The 15,438-nt window shown below is 63.8% G+C and carries 14 protein-coding genes; 7 read left to right on the plus strand and 7 right to left on the minus strand.

Going from position 1 to position 15,438, the window contains the following annotated elements:
- The first annotated feature begins 47 nt into the window (after positions 1-47).
- From ABC383_RS17975 to ABC383_RS17985, 3 genes are all read left to right on the plus strand, one after another.
- Positions 48-2,435: a 3-hydroxyacyl-CoA dehydrogenase/enoyl-CoA hydratase family protein gene (locus ABC383_RS17975; protein WP_413015641.1), complete on the plus strand. Its 2,388-nt coding sequence runs from the start codon at positions 48-50 to the stop codon at positions 2,433-2,435.
- Between the two features lie 10 nt (positions 2,436-2,445).
- On the plus strand, positions 2,446-3,642 hold the full coding sequence (locus tag ABC383_RS17980) for an acetyl-CoA C-acyltransferase (protein ID WP_413015643.1): 1,197 nt from the start codon (positions 2,446-2,448) through the stop codon (positions 3,640-3,642).
- Positions 3,643-4,566: 924 nt separating this feature from the next.
- Complete coding sequence (locus ABC383_RS17985; RefSeq protein ID WP_413015645.1) at positions 4,567-5,331, plus strand: enoyl-CoA hydratase; 765 nt, start codon at positions 4,567-4,569, stop codon at positions 5,329-5,331.
- A 90-nt stretch (positions 5,332-5,421) separates the two neighbouring features.
- Here ABC383_RS17985 and ABC383_RS17990 read toward each other — a convergent pair whose 3' ends face one another.
- A complete protein-coding gene (locus ABC383_RS17990) occupies positions 5,422-6,030 on the minus strand; it encodes an OmpW/AlkL family protein (protein ID WP_413015647.1) in 609 nt (202 codons plus the stop codon).
- Positions 6,031-6,345: 315 nt separating this feature from the next.
- Here ABC383_RS17990 and ABC383_RS17995 point away from each other — a divergent pair, with 315 nt between their 5' ends.
- Positions 6,346-7,239 carry a dihydrodipicolinate synthase family protein gene (locus ABC383_RS17995; protein ID WP_413015649.1) on the plus strand — a complete coding sequence of 298 codons (894 nt, stop codon included), beginning with the start codon at positions 6,346-6,348 and terminating at the stop codon, positions 7,237-7,239.
- A 57-nt stretch (positions 7,240-7,296) separates the two neighbouring features.
- Here the strand turns inward: ABC383_RS17995 and ABC383_RS18000 are convergent, their stop codons facing one another.
- From ABC383_RS18000 to ABC383_RS18015, 4 genes are all read right to left on the minus strand, one after another.
- Positions 7,297-8,271 (minus strand): MBL fold metallo-hydrolase, encoded by a 975-nt coding sequence (locus ABC383_RS18000; RefSeq protein ID WP_413015650.1) that lies wholly within the window; start codon positions 8,269-8,271, stop codon positions 7,297-7,299.
- Between the two features lie 69 nt (positions 8,272-8,340).
- Positions 8,341-9,366, minus strand: a complete 1,026-nt coding sequence (locus ABC383_RS18005; RefSeq protein WP_413015652.1) for an MBL fold metallo-hydrolase — start codon at positions 9,364-9,366, stop codon at positions 8,341-8,343.
- Positions 9,367-9,484: 118 nt separating this feature from the next.
- A complete protein-coding gene (locus ABC383_RS18010; protein WP_413015654.1) occupies positions 9,485-9,925 on the minus strand; it encodes an NUDIX hydrolase in 441 nt (146 codons plus the stop codon).
- A gap of 162 nt (positions 9,926-10,087) precedes the next feature.
- Positions 10,088-10,303, minus strand: coding sequence for a hypothetical protein (locus tag ABC383_RS18015; protein ID WP_194714110.1), 216 nt, complete (start codon positions 10,301-10,303; stop codon positions 10,088-10,090).
- Between the two features lie 440 nt (positions 10,304-10,743).
- Here ABC383_RS18015 and ABC383_RS18020 point away from each other — a divergent pair, with 440 nt between their 5' ends.
- A complete protein-coding gene (locus ABC383_RS18020; RefSeq protein ID WP_413015656.1) occupies positions 10,744-11,847 on the plus strand; it encodes a zinc-binding metallopeptidase family protein in 1,104 nt (367 codons plus the stop codon).
- 25 nt (positions 11,848-11,872) lie between these two features.
- Here ABC383_RS18020 and ABC383_RS18025 read toward each other — a convergent pair whose 3' ends face one another.
- Positions 11,873-12,541, minus strand: a complete 669-nt coding sequence (locus ABC383_RS18025) for an ankyrin repeat domain-containing protein (RefSeq protein WP_413015658.1) — start codon at positions 12,539-12,541, stop codon at positions 11,873-11,875.
- Between the two features lie 132 nt (positions 12,542-12,673).
- Here ABC383_RS18025 and ABC383_RS18030 point away from each other — a divergent pair, with 132 nt between their 5' ends.
- Entirely contained in the window at positions 12,674-14,395 is a 1,722-nt protein-coding gene (locus ABC383_RS18030; RefSeq protein ID WP_413015660.1) for a pyrroloquinoline quinone-dependent dehydrogenase, read from the plus strand.
- Between the two features lie 115 nt (positions 14,396-14,510).
- Entirely contained in the window at positions 14,511-15,095 is a 585-nt protein-coding gene (locus ABC383_RS18035) for a c-type cytochrome (RefSeq protein WP_413015662.1), read from the plus strand.
- 78 nt (positions 15,096-15,173) lie between these two features.
- Here the strand turns inward: ABC383_RS18035 and ABC383_RS18040 are convergent, their stop codons facing one another.
- On the minus strand, positions 15,174-15,386 hold the full coding sequence (locus ABC383_RS18040; protein ID WP_413015664.1) for a hypothetical protein: 213 nt from the start codon (positions 15,384-15,386) through the stop codon (positions 15,174-15,176).
- Positions 15,387-15,438: the final 52 nt, after the last annotated feature.

Raw genomic sequence — 15,438 nt, forward strand, 5'->3', positions numbered from 1 at the left:
GCAGGTCGGCGCGGCGGCCCGCACCCAAACGTTCCAGGACTACAACCATGTCAAATTTCATCGTCAAGAAAGTCGCCGTGCTGGGCGCCGGCGTGATGGGCGCGCAGATTGCCGCGCACTGCGTCAATGCCCGCGTGCCCGTGGTGCTGTTCGATCTGCCGGCCAGGGAAGGCCCGAAGAACGGCATCGTGCTGCGCGCCATTGAAAACCTGAAGAAGCTGAGCCCGGCGCCACTGGCCGACAAGGATCAGGCGGCGCTGATCGAAGTGGCCAACTACGAGGACAACCTCGATATCCTGAAGGGCTGCGACCTGATCATCGAAGCCATTGCCGAGCGCATGGACTGGAAGCATGACCTGTACAAGAAGGTTGCTCCCTACATCGCGCCGAATGCGATCTTCGCCTCCAACACCTCCGGCCTGTCGATCACGGCGCTGTCCGAAGGCTTCGATGCCGACCTCAAGGCGCGCTTCTGCGGCGTGCACTTCTTCAATCCGCCGCGCTACATGCATTTGGTGGAACTGATCCCGACCGCCGCCACCCGTCCCGAGATCCTGGACCAGCTGGAAGGCTTCCTCGCCTCCACGCTGGGCAAGGGCGTGGTGCGGGCGATCGACACGCCCAACTTCATCGCCAACCGCGTCGGCATCTTCGGCATGCTGGCCACCATCCGTGAAGCCGAGAAGTTCGGCCTGTCGGTGGATGTGGTCGACGACCTGACCGGCGCCCGCCTGGGCCGGGCCAAGTCCGGCACCTTCCGCACCGCCGACGTGGTGGGCCTGGACACCATGGGCCATGTGATCAGGACCATGCAGGACAACCTGAAGGACGACCCCTTCTTCCCTGTGTATGAAACCCCGGCGCTCCTGGGCAAGCTGATCGAGGCCGGCGCGCTGGGCCAGAAGGCCGGCGCCGGGTTCTACAAGAAGGTCGGCAAGGACATCCAGCGCATCGACCCGGCCAGCGGCGGCTATGTGCCCGGCGGCGCCAAGGCCGACGACCTGGTGGGCCGCATCCTGAAGGAAAAGGATCCGGCCAAGCGCATGAAGGCGCTGCATGACTCGACCAATCCGCAGGCGCAGTTCCTGTGGGCCATCTTCCGCGACGCCTTCCATTACATCGCGGTGCACCTGGAAAGCATTGCCGACAATGCGCGCGATGTCGACTTCGCGCTGCGCTGGGGCTTCGGCTGGAGCCAGGGCCCGTTCGAGAACTGGCAGGCCGCCGGCTGGCAGCAGGTTGCAACCTGGGTAAAGGAAGACATCGAGGCCGGCCGCGCGCTGTCGAATGCGCCGCTGCCCGACTGGGTCTTCGATGGCCGCGACGGCGTGCATGCCGCCGAAGGTTCCTGGTCGCCGGCGAAGAAGGCCTATGTGCCGCGCTCCGACCTGGCCGTCTATGGACGCCAGCCATTCCGCGCGCCGCTCCTGGGCGAAGGCGCGGCCGACGGCGGCAAGGCTGGCACCACGGTGTTCGAGGATGACTCGGTGCGCGCTTGGCATGGCGGCGACGAAGTGCTGGTGCTGTCGCTGAAGACCAAGATGCATGTGATCGGACCGGGCGTGATTGCCGGCCTGAACCGCGCCATCGACGAAGCCGAGGCCAACTACAAGGGCCTGGTGATCTGGAATGCCGACGCGGCGCAGGGCGGCGCCTTCTCGGCCGGCGCCGATCTGCAGGCGATGCTGCCGGTGTTCATGTCGGGCGGCGTCAAGGCGATCGGGCCGGAAGTGGCCAAGCTGCAGAATGCGCTGATGCGCATGAAGTACGCCAATGTACCGGTGGTGGCCGTGGTTGCCGGCCTGGCGTTGGGCGGCGGCTGCGAACTGGCGCTGCATGCGGCCAGGCGCGTGGCCGCGCTGGAAACCTATATGGGCCTGGTGGAAGTGGGCGTGGGCCTGGTGCCGGCCGGCGGCGGCCTGAAGGAAGCGGCGCTGCGCGCGGCCGCCGATGCCAAGGGCAACGACCTGCTGCAATTCCTGAAGACGTATTTCACCAATGCCGCCACGGCGCAGGTATCGAAATCGGCGCTGGAAGCGAAGAAGATGGGTTACCTGTCGGCCAACGACACCGTGGTCTTCAATGCCCATGAGCTGCTGCACGTGGCCAGGGTGGAAGCACGCGCGATGTTTGACGCAGGTTACCGCGCGCCGAACCGTGCGCTGGTGCCGGTCGCCGGCCGCTACGGCATGGCCACGATAGGCGCGCAGCTGGTCAACATGCGCGATGGCGGCTTCATCTCGGCCCACGACTACAAGCTCGGCATGATGATTGCCGAGATCGTCAGCGGCGGCGATATCGAACCCAACAGCCTGGTGTCGGAGCAGTGGCTGCTCGACCTCGAACGCAAGGCATTCATGGAATTGCTCGGCCATCCGAAAACGCAGGAGCGGATCATGGGCATGATGCAAACCGGCAAGCCGGTGCGCAACTAGGAGAATAGAAATGAGCCAACAAATACAAGACGCCTACATCGTCGCCGCCACCCGCACCCCGATCGGCAAGGCGCCGCGCGGCATGTTCCGCCATACCCGCCCGGACGACCTGCTGGTGCGCGCGATGCAATCGGCCGTGGCGCAGGTGCCCGGGCTCGACCCGGCGCTGATCGAGGACGCCATCGTCGGCTGTTCCTTTCCGGAAGCCGAGCAGGGCCTGAACCTGGCCCGCATGGCGGTGCTGCTGGCCGGCCTGCCCAAGACCGTGGGCGGCGTGACCGTCAACCGTTATTGCGCCTCCGGCATCACCGCGGTGGCGATGGCGGCCGACCGCATCCGTGTCGGCCAGGCCGATGTGATGATCGCGGCCGGCGTCGAGTCGATGTCCATGGTGCCGATGATGGGCCATCATCCATCGATGAACATGGGCATCTTCAAAGACGAGAATGTCGGCATGGCCTATGGCATGGGCCTGACCGCGGAGAACGTCGCCAAGCAATGGAAGGTGTCGCGCGAGGCGCAGGACCAGTTTGCGCTGGAGTCGCACCTCAAGGCAATTCGCGCCCAGCAGGCCGGCGAGTTTGCCGATGAGACCACCGCGGTGGACATCATCGAGAAATTCCCGAATCTGTCCAGCGGCGAAATCGATGTGAAGACCCGCACCGTCAGCGTGGATGAAGGCGCGCGCGCCGACACCAGCCTGGAAGCGCTTGCCCGGCTGCGCCCGGTGTTCGCCGCCAAGGGCACGGTCACGGCCGGCAACAGCTCGCAGACCTCGGACGGCGCCGGCGCGCTGATCCTGGTCAGCGAGAAGATCCTGAAGCAGTTCAACCTGACACCGCTGGCGCGTTTCGCCTCGTTCGCGGTGCGCGGCGTGCCGCCCGAGATCATGGGCATCGGTCCCAAGGAAGCGATCCCGGCAGCGCTGCGCGCAGCCAACATCACGCAGGACCAGATCGACTGGTTCGAGCTGAACGAAGCCTTTGCCGCGCAGGCGCTGGCGGTGATCCAGGACCTGGGTCTGGACCCGAGCAAGGTCAACCCGATGGGCGGCGCGATCGCGCTGGGCCATCCGCTGGGGGCGACCGGGGCGATTCGGTCTGCTACGGTGGTGCATGCGCTGCGGCGGCGGAATTTGAAGTATGGGATGGTGACGATGTGCGTTGGGACGGGGATGGGGGCGGCGGGCATCTTCGAGCGGATGTAATCGCGCAGCAGGGTGCGATATCCCGAAGAGGTATTGCACCCTGCGCAAGCGGCGAAGTTGCAGTTGCAGTTGCTTTTGCTTTTGAAGTTGCCGTTGCTTTTAAATCCCGTTGAGCGCGCCGTGCCGTCGGTGCGTGGAGCGGGAAAAGGTGCGGCGTCTGTCTGAGTCAAGCGCAGCTTGGCGAGTTTAGCCGCGCCCCGCTCCACGCATCGACGGCGCGGGGACCCTCGCGCAGCGAGGGCGCGATCACCGGGTCGCCTTTTCTTGCCTACTTCTTTTGGCGAAGCAAAAGAAGTAGGTCGCCTGCCGGGGCGAACACCCGGCCTGGTCATGACGATAGTGAGATGGTGTTGTTTCACCCGGCGTAAAGACGTCACTGCGAAGCAGCAGTAGCAGTAGCAGTAGCAGTGCGCTGCGATCACTGATAAAGGCAACACCGACAGTGCTGCCCGGGCGTTGCCGGGTGACGCAAGACGGCTGCACTGCCGTGGAGACAAGCCGGGAGTCCGTCCCGGCGGCCGGGTCACTTTTTTTGCTTCGCCAAAAAAAGTAACCAAAAAAAGGCGACCCGGTGATCGCGCCCCGCTAACGCAGGGTCCCCGTGTCAGCGGTACCCGGAGCGGGGCGCGGCTAAACTCGCTACACTTCGTTGCGCTCAGACAGACGCCGCACCTTTTCCCGCTCCGGGCACCGCTGACACGGCGCGCTCAACGGGACTTCACGGCAACTGCAACTGCAACTGCAACTGCAACTGCAACTGCAACTGCAACTGCAACTGCAACTGCAACTGCAACTGCAACTGCAACTGTCGCTGCGCGTATGTCAACTACGACGGCGCCGTTTCTTACGGAAGGCATTGCTGCACGATCGTCAATAAACAACCTATTGCTTCACCACCTACTTCATCAACAGTCAGGAGACGACATGGATATCAGCATCGAACAGGCTAACGGCATCTGCACCATCCGCTTCAACCGCCCGGAAAAGAAAAACGCCATTACCGGCGCGATGTACCAGGCGATGGCTGAGGCGCTGGCTGCGGCGGAGGCCGACAACGCGGTGCGGGTGGTCGTGTTTGCGGGGCATCCGGGCATTTTCACCGCTGGCAACGACCTGGAAGACTTCTTGAAGCAGCCGCCGCAGGGGGAAAACAGTTCGGTGTTTCGCTTCATGGCGGCATTGAAGGGCGCCAGCAAGCCAGTGGTGGCTGCGGTCAGCGGCGCGGCGGTGGGCATCGGCACCACGATGCTGCTGCATTGCGACCTGGTATATGCATCCGACAATGCAAAGTTCTCGATGCCGTTCAGCCAGCTTGGCCTGTGCCCGGAATTCGCTTCCAGCCTGCTGCTGCAGCGCGTCGCCGGCTACCAGCGGGCAGCCGAGAAGCTGATGCTGGGCGAGGCTTTCCTGGCCGACGAGGCGCAGCAAATGGGGCTGGTGAACCGGGTACTGCCGGCCAGTGAACTGGAAGCCTTCGTGCAGGCCCAGGCGGCCAAGCTGGCAGCCTTGCCGGCTTCTTCTGTGCGCACCACCAAGCTGCTGATGAAGCAGGGCGCTGCAGCAGACATCGACGCCCAGATGGCGCAGGAAGGCGAGCATTTCCGCCGCATGCTGACCGCGCCGGAAGCAAAGGAAGCCTTCACCGCCTTCTTTGAAAAGCGCAAGCCCGACTTCAGCCGCTTTGCATGAGGGCATGGCCCGCATCGCCTGCCATGACTGCATGGCCAGGCATCGGGATGCGCCTGATGCGCGCATCCCGATCCATCCCAATGCGTTTCGTCAGAAGCGATAGCCCACGCCTACCCCGAACAGCACCGGATCAAGCTTCACGCGGCTGATCTGCTCGCCAGCCATCGAAACGTCGCTGCGTATCTGCACCTTCTTCACATCCACGTTGATGGACCAGTTGCGGTTGAGCTTGACGTCGAAGCCGGCCTGCAGCGCCAGGCCCCAACTGTTCTTCTCCAGCGAAATGTCGTTATCCAGCCTGACGCTGGAAATGCGGGTGTAGTTGATGCCCGCGCCCAGGTAGGGATCGAAGGTGGCCTTGGGCAGGAAGTGGTATTGCAGCGTCAATGTCGGCGGCAGGTGCTTGAAGCTGCCTATGCTGGCGCCATCTACTTTCACGGTATGCTTCTGCGGATAGGTCAGCACCAGTTCGGCGGCCCAGTTCGGATTGAAGAAATACGAAATATCCACTTCGGGAATCGTTTTCTTGCTCACCGTGATAAGGTCGGAATCGGTGACGCCGCCGATGGGGGAGGAACGATCGGCCGGGTCGATATGCACGGCACGGGCGCGGACCATCCACGGCGATTCCTGGGCGAAGGCGGCGCCGGCGGTCAGTGCGGCGGCGGCGATGGCAACGGCGATGGCTGTTTTTTTCATGATGCTCCCTGGTTGATGAAAACGCCGCCAGCATATTTTCCCGGCCAGGCCGGCCGGTTGATGCAGGTCAATTTTTTCCGGGAGTTAAAACTTCGTCGCGCACGGGGCCCCACGCGCTTTCCTCTGCCAGGGCCGGGAACGCCGTGACATGCGCACGGGTGCATCAAGACTCATCTGTCTGCGTCATGTACGCAAGCAGTTGGTCTGAGGTGCCAGCACTGCGTCGGCTTGTACAGCGTTACGGATGAATGTCATCATGCCTGCACCCATCCTGGCCATGCGCAAGTGCATCCCAACCCACAAGGAGAATCCAGCATGCTTCATGGCCTGAGCGCCTTTCCCCTGACGCCGATGAATGAAGAGGCCGTCGACGAGCCTGCCTTTGTGCGGCTGCTTCAGCGCCTGGTGCTGGCCCGGGTCGATTCGATCTGCGTGCTCGGTTCGACCGGCAACTATGCCTACCTCGGCATGGCCGAGCGCAAGCGGCTTGCGGAGCTGGCGCTAGACCATGCAGCCGGCGTGCCGATGATGGTCGGCATCGGCGCGCTGCGCACCCACGACGTGCTGGCGCTGGCCGAGCATGCGCAGAAGGCCGGGGCGGATGCGGTGCTGCTGGCGCCGGTGTCCTACCAGAAGCTGACCGATGATGAAGTCTTCGGCCTGTATGAAGCCGTAACGCGCTCCCTTTCCGTGCCGCTGTGCGTGTACGACAATCCGGGCACGACCCACTTCAACTTCAGCGACGCACTGCACGCCCGCATCGCGCAGCTGCCCCGGGTCGGCTCGATCAAGATTCCCGGCGTGTCGGTGGATGCCCCGGCGGCAAGGGAGCGCGTGCAGCGCCTGCGCGCGCTGATCCCGCCACAGGTGACGATAGGCGTCAGCGGCGATGCCCATGGCGCCACCGGGCTCAATGCCGGATGCGATGCCTGGTACTCGGCCGTGGGAGGCCTGTTTGCCGGGCCGCTGCTGGCCATCACGCGCGCCGCGCAAGCCGGCAATGCCAACGAAGCGATGCGCCTGTCCGAACGCCTGCAGCCCTTGTGGGCCTTGCTGCAGCGGCATGGCAGCCTGCGGGTGATTGCCGCCGCTGCCGAACTGCTGGGCCTAATTGCCAGCCCCGGCTTGCCCCTGCCGCTGAAGGCGCTGACAGGAGAGGACCGGCAGCACTTGCGCCGCGTGCTGGAAGAACTGGGCCTGGAGGAATAAGTCCTTCCACGTCGGGGATGGCAGCCGACCTGCTGGTCAGCGTCCGCCGCGCCGCTGTTACGGCAGCCTGGCGAGATCGCCCTGGCGGTCCAGCGCATAGCGGTCCAGGTCGCTGGCGAGGAACAGCTTGCCCCGATAGGCGGCGCGCGCTTCGGCTTCAAGGTCGGCCAGCGTGGGTGCGCCATTGCGCGCCGCATCCTGCTCCTGGTAGCGCGGGCTGAAATGGGTGAGCACAAGGTTGGGAATGCCGGCCTCGCTGGCAAAGCGCGCCACCGCCGCCGCCGAACTGTGCTGCGGGCCTGGCCCTACCTTGTCCAGGCCGGCCTGGGTGTAGGTGGCCTCATGCACCAGCACGTCGGCGCCTACTGCCTCGGCGGCCAGCAGCCCGGGGCTGTCATTGTCGCCGCCAACGATGATCTTGCGCGGCTTGCGCGGGGCGAGCAGATAATCGCGCGCATGGATGGCACGGCCGTCTGCCAGCGTCAGGTCGCGGCCCTGCTGGATCCGGCCCCAATCGGGGCCGGCCGGCACCGCGTCGCGCCGCAGCTTGTCCACGTCCAGCTTGCCTTCCACTGCCTTCTCGCAAAAGCTGTAGGCATAGGACGGCACCCGGTGCGACAGCGCGGTAGCCCGCACTGCAAGGTCGGGCAGCGGCTGCGTATCCGCCAGCGCTTCCACGCTGATGAACTGCAATGGATAGGGCAGGCGCAGTTCGGTGGTTTCCAGCACGCAGTCGATAAAGCGGCCTATCGAAGGCGGACCGATGACGGATAGCGTTTCAGTGCGGTTGAGCATGCCGGCGCTGGCCAGCAGGCCGGGCAGCCCGTAACAGTGGTCGCCGTGGATGTGGGTAATGAAGACAGCGCGCAGCGTCATCAGCGACAGGCTGGTGCGCAGGATGCGATGCTGCGTGGCCTCGCCGCAGTCGATCAGGCACCATTGCTTCGACGCCTCCGACCGCAAGGCCAGCGCCGACAGGTTGCGGCTGCGCGTGGGCGTGCCGGATGAGGTGCCCAGAAACTGGATTTCCATGGTTCTCCACATGCTGCGGCAGGCCGCGTTGGCGCCAACGGGCCTGCCGCTTCGTTGTACAGCTTGCGCTCAGCTGCTGAAACGGTCGCGGGTGGCCCGGGCGCATTCATTCATCACCGTCAGTGAGCGCTTGACGGTGGGTGTTCCCAGCACGAAGGGGTTTTGCTGACCCGCGCCCTGTTTTGCCCTGGCTGCCAGCTTGTCCGACGTGCCGTCATAGCCCGAATGATTGGACAGCATCACGTCGATCTTCTGCTCGTCGGCCAGCCGCATCATGCGGCCGGTGGCGTCGATATAGCTGTCCAGGCGCGGAATGTCCTTGCCGAAGTTGAAGGCGGTGCCGCCCCACAGCATGGCCCGATGCGGCACGCCGCCGGACTTCACGTCGAATACCGGCGAGATGGTGCCTGCCGTATGGCCCGGCGTCACATAAAGCGTCACCCGGGTGTCGCCCAGCGTGATCACGTCGCCATCCTTGACGGCGATGTCGCGCCTGGGGGGCGGTCCCCAGTGGGACGACTCGAATTCGAGCTTGTTTTCCGACATGGTCCAGTCGGCCTGGCTCATCACCACCCGCGGACGGTAGCGCTTCATCAGGTAATCGACGCCGCCGTAATGGTCGCCATGGGCATGGGTGACGATGATGTACTTGATCTGGGCCGGATCGAGGCCCAGCTTGCGCATGCCGCCCTCGATCAGCGTTGCCGCTTCCTGTCCATTGTTCAGCGCATCGATCAGGATGATGCCGTCCGAGGTTTTCAGCGCCCAGGCGCTGACCCAGGTGGCGCCGACGAAATAGAGATTGTCGAATGCCTGGCCAGGCGCCGGCGCCGGTTTGGCGATCAGGCTGGCGACGCTGCGGTCGACGTCCTCATGCGATGGCCGGGTGGCCGGCGCCGGCTTGCACAGCACGGTCAGCGCCTGCAGGTCGGCGCCGGCCGCCGCGGTGGCGGCGGCAACATGGTCGGCGCCAGGCTGGGCCGATGCCGGCCTGGCCGCATTGGCGCCATTGGCGCCCGTGCCGGTGTTGCCGGCGCAGGAAGCAAGCAGGGCTGCGGCGCCTGCGGTCATCAGGGTAGGGATCAGTCTGTTCATCAGGTCTCCGGACATTGTTATTGGAAGGCCCTTGCCTGCACATGCGCCGCAGGGCGGGACGGTGCATGTTACCGCCCTTTGGAGCCCGGCATGACATGGCGTCTCCGCATTGCCGGCCTCACCAGTGAAGCGACAGCAGCACCCGCTGCATGTTGGGTCCGCACAGGCTGCTGATTTCATCCCGCCTGGCCCACCGGAAGCCGTCCATCTCGGGGGTGGGCTGGCCCGTCACCGGATGAACGAAGTGGCTGATGCATACCAGCTCGTCGATGCCGTTCACGTGATCGGGCGCCTGTACCTTGAACAGATGCAGGCGCTTGTCCGGCCGGAAATCGAAGAGGCCGAGTTCCAGGAACAGGTCGGGCGCAAACTCCAGCCCGGTTTCCTCATGCAGTTCGCGCCGCGCAGTCTTGACTGCCGGCTCGCCGGGTTCCTGCATGCCCTTGGGCAGGTCCCACAGGTCATGCCCGGTGACGTGGCACAGCAGCAGCTCGCCGCCGCTGTTGAGCACCAGGGTGCCACAGGAAATGGGTAAATCCTTGCGTGTGCTGAAATCCATGGGCGGACCTTTACAAGGCACTGTCGGAACTGAAGACCCCGCGATGCGCAAGGGCGTCACGCTGCCAGCCGGAGATGATGTTTGCCGCAGGCGCACCGGCTGCGCCGGCAGTGCAGGCGCCGTCACGCGCATGGAAGCGGGCGGCGGCGCGTTGCGGGCAGCCTACTGCGTCTGGTAATACCAGGCAATGAAGCCATTGGTCTTCCAGCCCGCTGCCTTGAGCGCGCTGCGGTCGCTTTCAGACATGGCTGAAAACAGAAAATCCTGCAGGCTGATCGGCGCCGGTCCGGAGGAAAGCACCACGGCAGGATTGGGCGAGTACTTCTTGAAGATCGGTAATGCAACTGCAATCGCTGTTTCAAGTTCAGTCAAGGTCATTGATGCTCCCCGGCAGAGGCGGACAGGCGGCAATCCGTAAGGCGAACATACTGCAAGCCTGGTTGAAATTCAGTCAGAAAAATTCCCGATCCCTTGTAGGACATCGACTGCCTGCAACGCGATCCCGTGCAGATAGAGGGTTTTTCCTACGTTGGATCAGGCATTTCTCTGACGATGGATGGTTGCCGCTTTCGCTAGACTGCTGGTTTATATTTGAGCCAACTCCGGCACGCATGTGCCATGCGGGCAATGTTGTTTCCCTGTCGATGAGGTTGTCAGCATGCTTGCTTTCTTTACGAGACGTCCAATCCTGCTCGCATTCACCGTCCTCACCGCCGCGCTCGCAGTGGGGTTGCTGATCTACTACGACATGATCTGAGACAGCAGCCCGCAGTGCCGGAAGGCGACTTCCTTCCTATTCTTTTCACCAGCCAAGATTGATGAAAACCTTTCATTGCGACCGATGCGGACAGCAGGTGTTTTTCGAGAATGTCCTTTGTGAAAATTGCGGTGGAATGCTGGGCTACCTGCCTGAAGAGCGTGGGATCACCACCTTCGAAGCCGACGGCAATGGCCTGTGGCGCAGCCTGCACCCGGCCAATACGGGCCGGCTGTTCAAGCAGTGCTTCAACTATTCACGTGAAGAGGTCTGCAACTGGATGCTGCCTGCCGACAGCCCGGAAGACCTGTGCGTTTCCTGCCAGCTCACGCATTCCATTCCGGTGCTGTCCGGCCAGAACCGCCTGTACTGGCGGCGCCTGGAAACGGCCAAGCGGCGGCTGCTGTATTCGCTGATGGAGTTGAAGCTCACGCCGGTGTCCAAGCACAAGTCGCCGCAAGCTGGCCTGGCGTTTGAATTCCTGCAGGACCTGCCGATGAAACGGGTCATGACCGGTCACGATAATGGCCTGATCACACTCAATATCGCCGAAGCGGACCCGGCGTTCCGCGAGAAGGTCAGGGAGCAGATGCATGAGCCGTACCGAACCCTGCTGGGCCACTTCAGGCATGAGAGCGGTCACTATTACTTCGACCGCCTGATCGCCGGCACCCAATGGGTGGACCCCTACCGCGACCTGTTCGGCGACGAACGGGCGGACTACGGGGAAAGCCTGCAGAAGCATTACGAGAATGGCCCGCCGGACGACTGGAACCAGCGCTACATCAGCACGTACGCCAGCAGCCACCCATGGGAAGACTGGGCCGAAAGCTGGGCCCACTACCTGCACATGATCGATACGCTGGACACCGCATTTGCCTGCGGCATGATGCTGCGGCCCAGGCGCGATGACGAGCCGCAACTGCTGCTGGAAAGGCAGCCGTTGAAAAGCGCATCGTTCAACGACATGATGACCGACTGGTTCGCGCTGACCTATGTGCTCAACAGCCTCAACCGCAGCGTCGGCATGCCGGATGCCTATCCCTTCACGCTGTCGGCGCTGGTCAGGCAGAAGCTGGAATTCATTCACAACGTGATACTGGCGCGGCAGCAGACAGCGCCGCAAGCCGCAGGCGGGGAAGGAGCGCCGACCATCGTGGTCTGACGTTCTGCCCGTCCCGCCGGTGCTGCTAGAGCGCTTTCCCGGCACTCGCCTGCTGTTCCAGCAGCGCCGCCGCTTCCTTGTGTCCGCCATCGAGCGCCATCTGCAGCGCGCTCTTGCCGCGGTTGTCGGCCAGCTTCCCGTCCGCGCCGCTGGCCAAGAGCAGCCGCACCGTCTCCGCATGGCCATTGCCCGCAGCCCACATCAGCGCGGTCAGGTCATTGGCATACCGCGCATTAACCCCGACGCCGTGGGCCAGCAGCAGTTCAACCACTTTCACGTGGCCGCCACCGGCCGCGTACACCATTGCCGTCTTGCGCAGCTGGTCTGAGGCCATCGGATCGGCCTGGCGTTCCAGCAACCGCTGCGCCAGCGCGGCATTGCCGGAATAGGCCGCGGCCATCAACGGCGTGACCCGGCTGACATTGGCCAGGTTCACATCCGGCCCGTGCGACAGCAGGTAGTCCACCGTCTCCTCCGAACCCGACTTGATGGCCGTCATCAGCAGGCTGTCGCCGAAGCGGTTGCGGGTGTTGATCGCCGCGCCCTGGTCCATCAGCTTGCGCAGCGTGGGCAGGTTGGCGGTTCTCACGGCGATGAGTGACTGTCGGTTAAGCTCGGCAATATCGTCCTGTGCCTGTGCAGAAGAGCATAAGAGCGCGCCCTGCAGGAAAAGAACGGCAAAAATCTTCTTCAAATGTTTACTCCTGGTTAAAAAAGCAGACTAATATTCGATTGTTTTCCTAACAAGATGCGCCGGTCAAGTGAAATTGTCGAAGCAGGCGCCGGCGCGGTAGCGGGTCCATTGCAGTGCAACCAGGGAGATGGCATGGAGACGAAAAAAAGCGTGTTGGTCGGTGCCGTGGCGGGCGCATTGTTGTGTTTGACGGCACTGGCTGCCGCCCAGGAAACCCAGGGCGGCGCCGGCATCAAGGCCAGGCCGATGTCGTCGTCGCTGGCCACGGTCAGCCAGACCATGCTGGACAGCGCGGAGAAGGATGACAGGAACTGGCTGATGTCCAACGGCAGTTATGCCCAGACCCGGTTCTACGCGGCAAAGCAGATCAACACCGCCAACGTCGGCAAGCTGCGCCCGGCGTTCGTGTTCCAGACCGCGGTGCTGGAATCGATGGAGACCGCGCCGGTGGTGGTCAATGGCGTGATGTTCCTCACCACCTCCTTCAACCATGTCCATGCGGTCGACGCCGTCACCGGCGAGGAATTCTGGCACTACAAGCACAAGCCCGGCCCGGTCACCACGTTCTGCTGCGGGCCGAACAACCGCGGCGTCGCGGTTTCGGGCGGCAAGCTCTTCATGGGCACGCTGGACGCGAAGATGGTGGCGCTGGACGCCAAGACCGGAAAGCTGCTGTGGGAAACCCAGATCGCCGACCCGGAAAAGGGCTACAGCGAAACCATGGCGCCCGTCGTGGTGGACAACAAGGTGCTGATCGGCACCAACGGCGGCGAATACGGCATTCGCGGCTTCGTCAAGGCATTCGACGCCGAGACCGGCAAGGAACTGTGGACCTTCCACACCATCCCCGAGAAGGGCCATGAGGGCGTGTGGGCCGAGAAGGATGCGACCGGGCGCGACATGCACCGCGACATCGCCGCAGAAAAGAAGGCCTTCGCCGAGAACAGCAAGTTCCATGAAACCCTGGGCGGCGGCGTCTGGATGGCGCCGGCCTACGACCGCGCCAGCAACATGCTGTTCTTCGTGGTCGGCAACCCTTCGCCCGACCTGTATGGCGCCGAGCGGCCGGGCGACAACCTGTACACCAATTCGATGGTGGCGATCGACGCCAGCACCGGCCAGTACAAGTGGCATTCCCAGTACATCGCCCACGATGTCTGGGATCTGGACGCGGTCAGCCCGCCGGTCCTGGTGGATGTGAAGGATGAGAAGGGCCGCATGATCCCGGGCGTGATCCACGGCGGCAAGACCGGCCACATCTATGTGCATGACCGCAAGGACGGCCGCCTGATCCGCTATTCCGAGGCCATGGTGCCACAGGAGAACATGTGGACGCTGCCGACGGCCCAGGGCGCGCGCATGCTGCCCGGCGCGAACGGCGGCGTGGAATGGTCGCCGATGGCATTCCATCCCAAGGCGCGCCTGGCCTATGCGGTCAACCTGCACCAGCCCATGACCTACCAGGTGGAAGCCGCGCCGTACCCCGGCGGCGGCAAGCTGTGGCTGGGCGGCGCCTTCAAGAACGTGCCTGGCGAAGAGCAGTCCGGCAACGTCAGCGCGGTCAATATCGATACCGGCAAGATCGCCTGGCAGGTCAAGACCGACCAGCCCATGATCGGCGGCGCGCTGGCCACGGCGGGCAATCTGGTGTTTGCAGGCGAGGGCAATGGCTGGTTCAAGGCCTATGACGCCACCAACGGCAAGCTGCTCTGGAAGTATCAGTGCGGCGCCGGCGTCAATGCGCCGCCGGTGTCCTATACCGTCAACGGCAAGCAGTACATCGCGGTGGCGGCGGGCGGCAACACCCAGCTCGACTTCAAGCGCGGCAACAGCGTCTTCGTATTCGCGCTGTAATTCGTGGACCTCGTTCCGGCCAGGGTAGCCCAGGCTGTCCTGGCCGGGACGGATGCTTTTCCGGCATGACCGCGCGGCTTGCTGGGCGCGCTTTTTATTTCACAGGCGATCAACGATGCGAAACGATTCTCTCCGGGCGCTGGTCCTGGCTTCCTCCATCCTGCCGGCCGCCTGGGCCTGCGCTGCCGATGCCGAGGCGGTCAAGGCCAAGGCGCAGGCGTGCGTTGCCTGCCATGGCCCGGCCGGCAATTCCGCCACCGGGCTCATTCCCACGCTGGCTGGCCAAACCTCGCGCTACATGGTGCTGCAGTTGCGTGACTTCAAGGAAGGGCGGCGCAAGGATCCGATGATGTCGCCCGTGGCGGCGACGCTGTCGAAGGAGGACATGCAGGAGCTGGCCGACTATTTCGCCGCGCAAAAGCCGGCAGGCAATGGCTTCAAGGCCGATCCGGCGCGGGTGACGGCCGGTGCGCAGAAAGCCAATGAAGTGCTGTGCACGATGTGCCACCTGGGCGGGCTGAAGGGGCAGAACGAGATTCCGCGCCTGGCCGGGCAGCAGCCGGAATACATCGTCAAGCAGATGCAGGCATTCCGCAGCCGCGAACGCACCAACGACGCCGGCAACATGACCAGCGTTTCGAAGAACCTCACGGATGAGGACATCGCCAATCTGTCGCACTACATCGGCAGCCTGTTCTGACAGCCGGCCGGATCAGGCTGCCGCCGTTGCAACACCGCAAAAGCAGGTCACGCCGGCGCCGCCACGCTGCGCCGGCGTTCATGCCTGCGCGCTGTCATCCTTCAGCGGCTCTCCCTCCAGCACCAGCAGATAGTGGCCGCTATGATCCGGCCCGAAATAAGCCTTCGCGGTGTAATAGCTTCTCTGGTCCGGCGAGAAAGGCTCGCCGATGGGCGGCATATGGTTCAGTTCCTGGGTGCCGAAGTCCTGGCTGGTGCCGTCCGGCAGCTGGCGGGTAATCCTGACTTGCATGGTGATCCTCGGAATGGGCAAAGCAGGATAGACGCTGCTTTACCGACACAGG

The sequence above is a fragment of the Noviherbaspirillum phoenicis genome (assembly GCF_047237965.1).
Taxonomy (GTDB): domain Bacteria; phylum Pseudomonadota; class Gammaproteobacteria; order Burkholderiales; family Burkholderiaceae_D; genus Noviherbaspirillum_A.

What these genes read in the sequence shown, in the direction of transcription:
- ABC383_RS18010 (WP_413015654.1), bottom strand. Translation starts at nt 9,925, where the DNA reads ATGGATTTCAGCACACGCAAGGATTTACCCATTTCCTGTGGCACCCTG.
- ABC383_RS18020 (WP_413015656.1), top strand. Translation starts at nt 10,744, where the DNA reads ATGAAAACCTTTCATTGCGACCGATGCGGACAGCAGGTGTTTTTCGAG.
- ABC383_RS18015 (WP_194714110.1), bottom strand. Translation starts at nt 10,303, where the DNA reads ATGACCTTGACTGAACTTGAAACAGCGATTGCAGTTGCATTACCGATC.
- ABC383_RS17990 (WP_413015647.1), bottom strand. Translation starts at nt 6,030, where the DNA reads ATGAAAAAAACAGCCATCGCCGTTGCCATCGCCGCCGCCGCACTGACC.
- ABC383_RS18000 (WP_413015650.1), bottom strand. Translation starts at nt 8,271, where the DNA reads ATGGAAATCCAGTTTCTGGGCACCTCATCCGGCACGCCCACGCGCAGC.
- ABC383_RS17980 (WP_413015643.1), top strand. Translation starts at nt 2,446, where the DNA reads ATGAGCCAACAAATACAAGACGCCTACATCGTCGCCGCCACCCGCACC.
- ABC383_RS18030 (WP_413015660.1), top strand. Translation starts at nt 12,674, where the DNA reads ATGGAGACGAAAAAAAGCGTGTTGGTCGGTGCCGTGGCGGGCGCATTG.
- ABC383_RS17995 (WP_413015649.1), top strand. Translation starts at nt 6,346, where the DNA reads ATGCTTCATGGCCTGAGCGCCTTTCCCCTGACGCCGATGAATGAAGAG.
- ABC383_RS18005 (WP_413015652.1), bottom strand. Translation starts at nt 9,366, where the DNA reads ATGAACAGACTGATCCCTACCCTGATGACCGCAGGCGCCGCAGCCCTG.
- ABC383_RS18040 (WP_413015664.1), bottom strand. Translation starts at nt 15,386, where the DNA reads ATGCAAGTCAGGATTACCCGCCAGCTGCCGGACGGCACCAGCCAGGAC.
- ABC383_RS17985 (WP_413015645.1), top strand. Translation starts at nt 4,567, where the DNA reads ATGGATATCAGCATCGAACAGGCTAACGGCATCTGCACCATCCGCTTC.
- ABC383_RS18035 (WP_413015662.1), top strand. Translation starts at nt 14,511, where the DNA reads ATGCGAAACGATTCTCTCCGGGCGCTGGTCCTGGCTTCCTCCATCCTG.
- ABC383_RS17975 (WP_413015641.1), top strand. Translation starts at nt 48, where the DNA reads ATGTCAAATTTCATCGTCAAGAAAGTCGCCGTGCTGGGCGCCGGCGTG.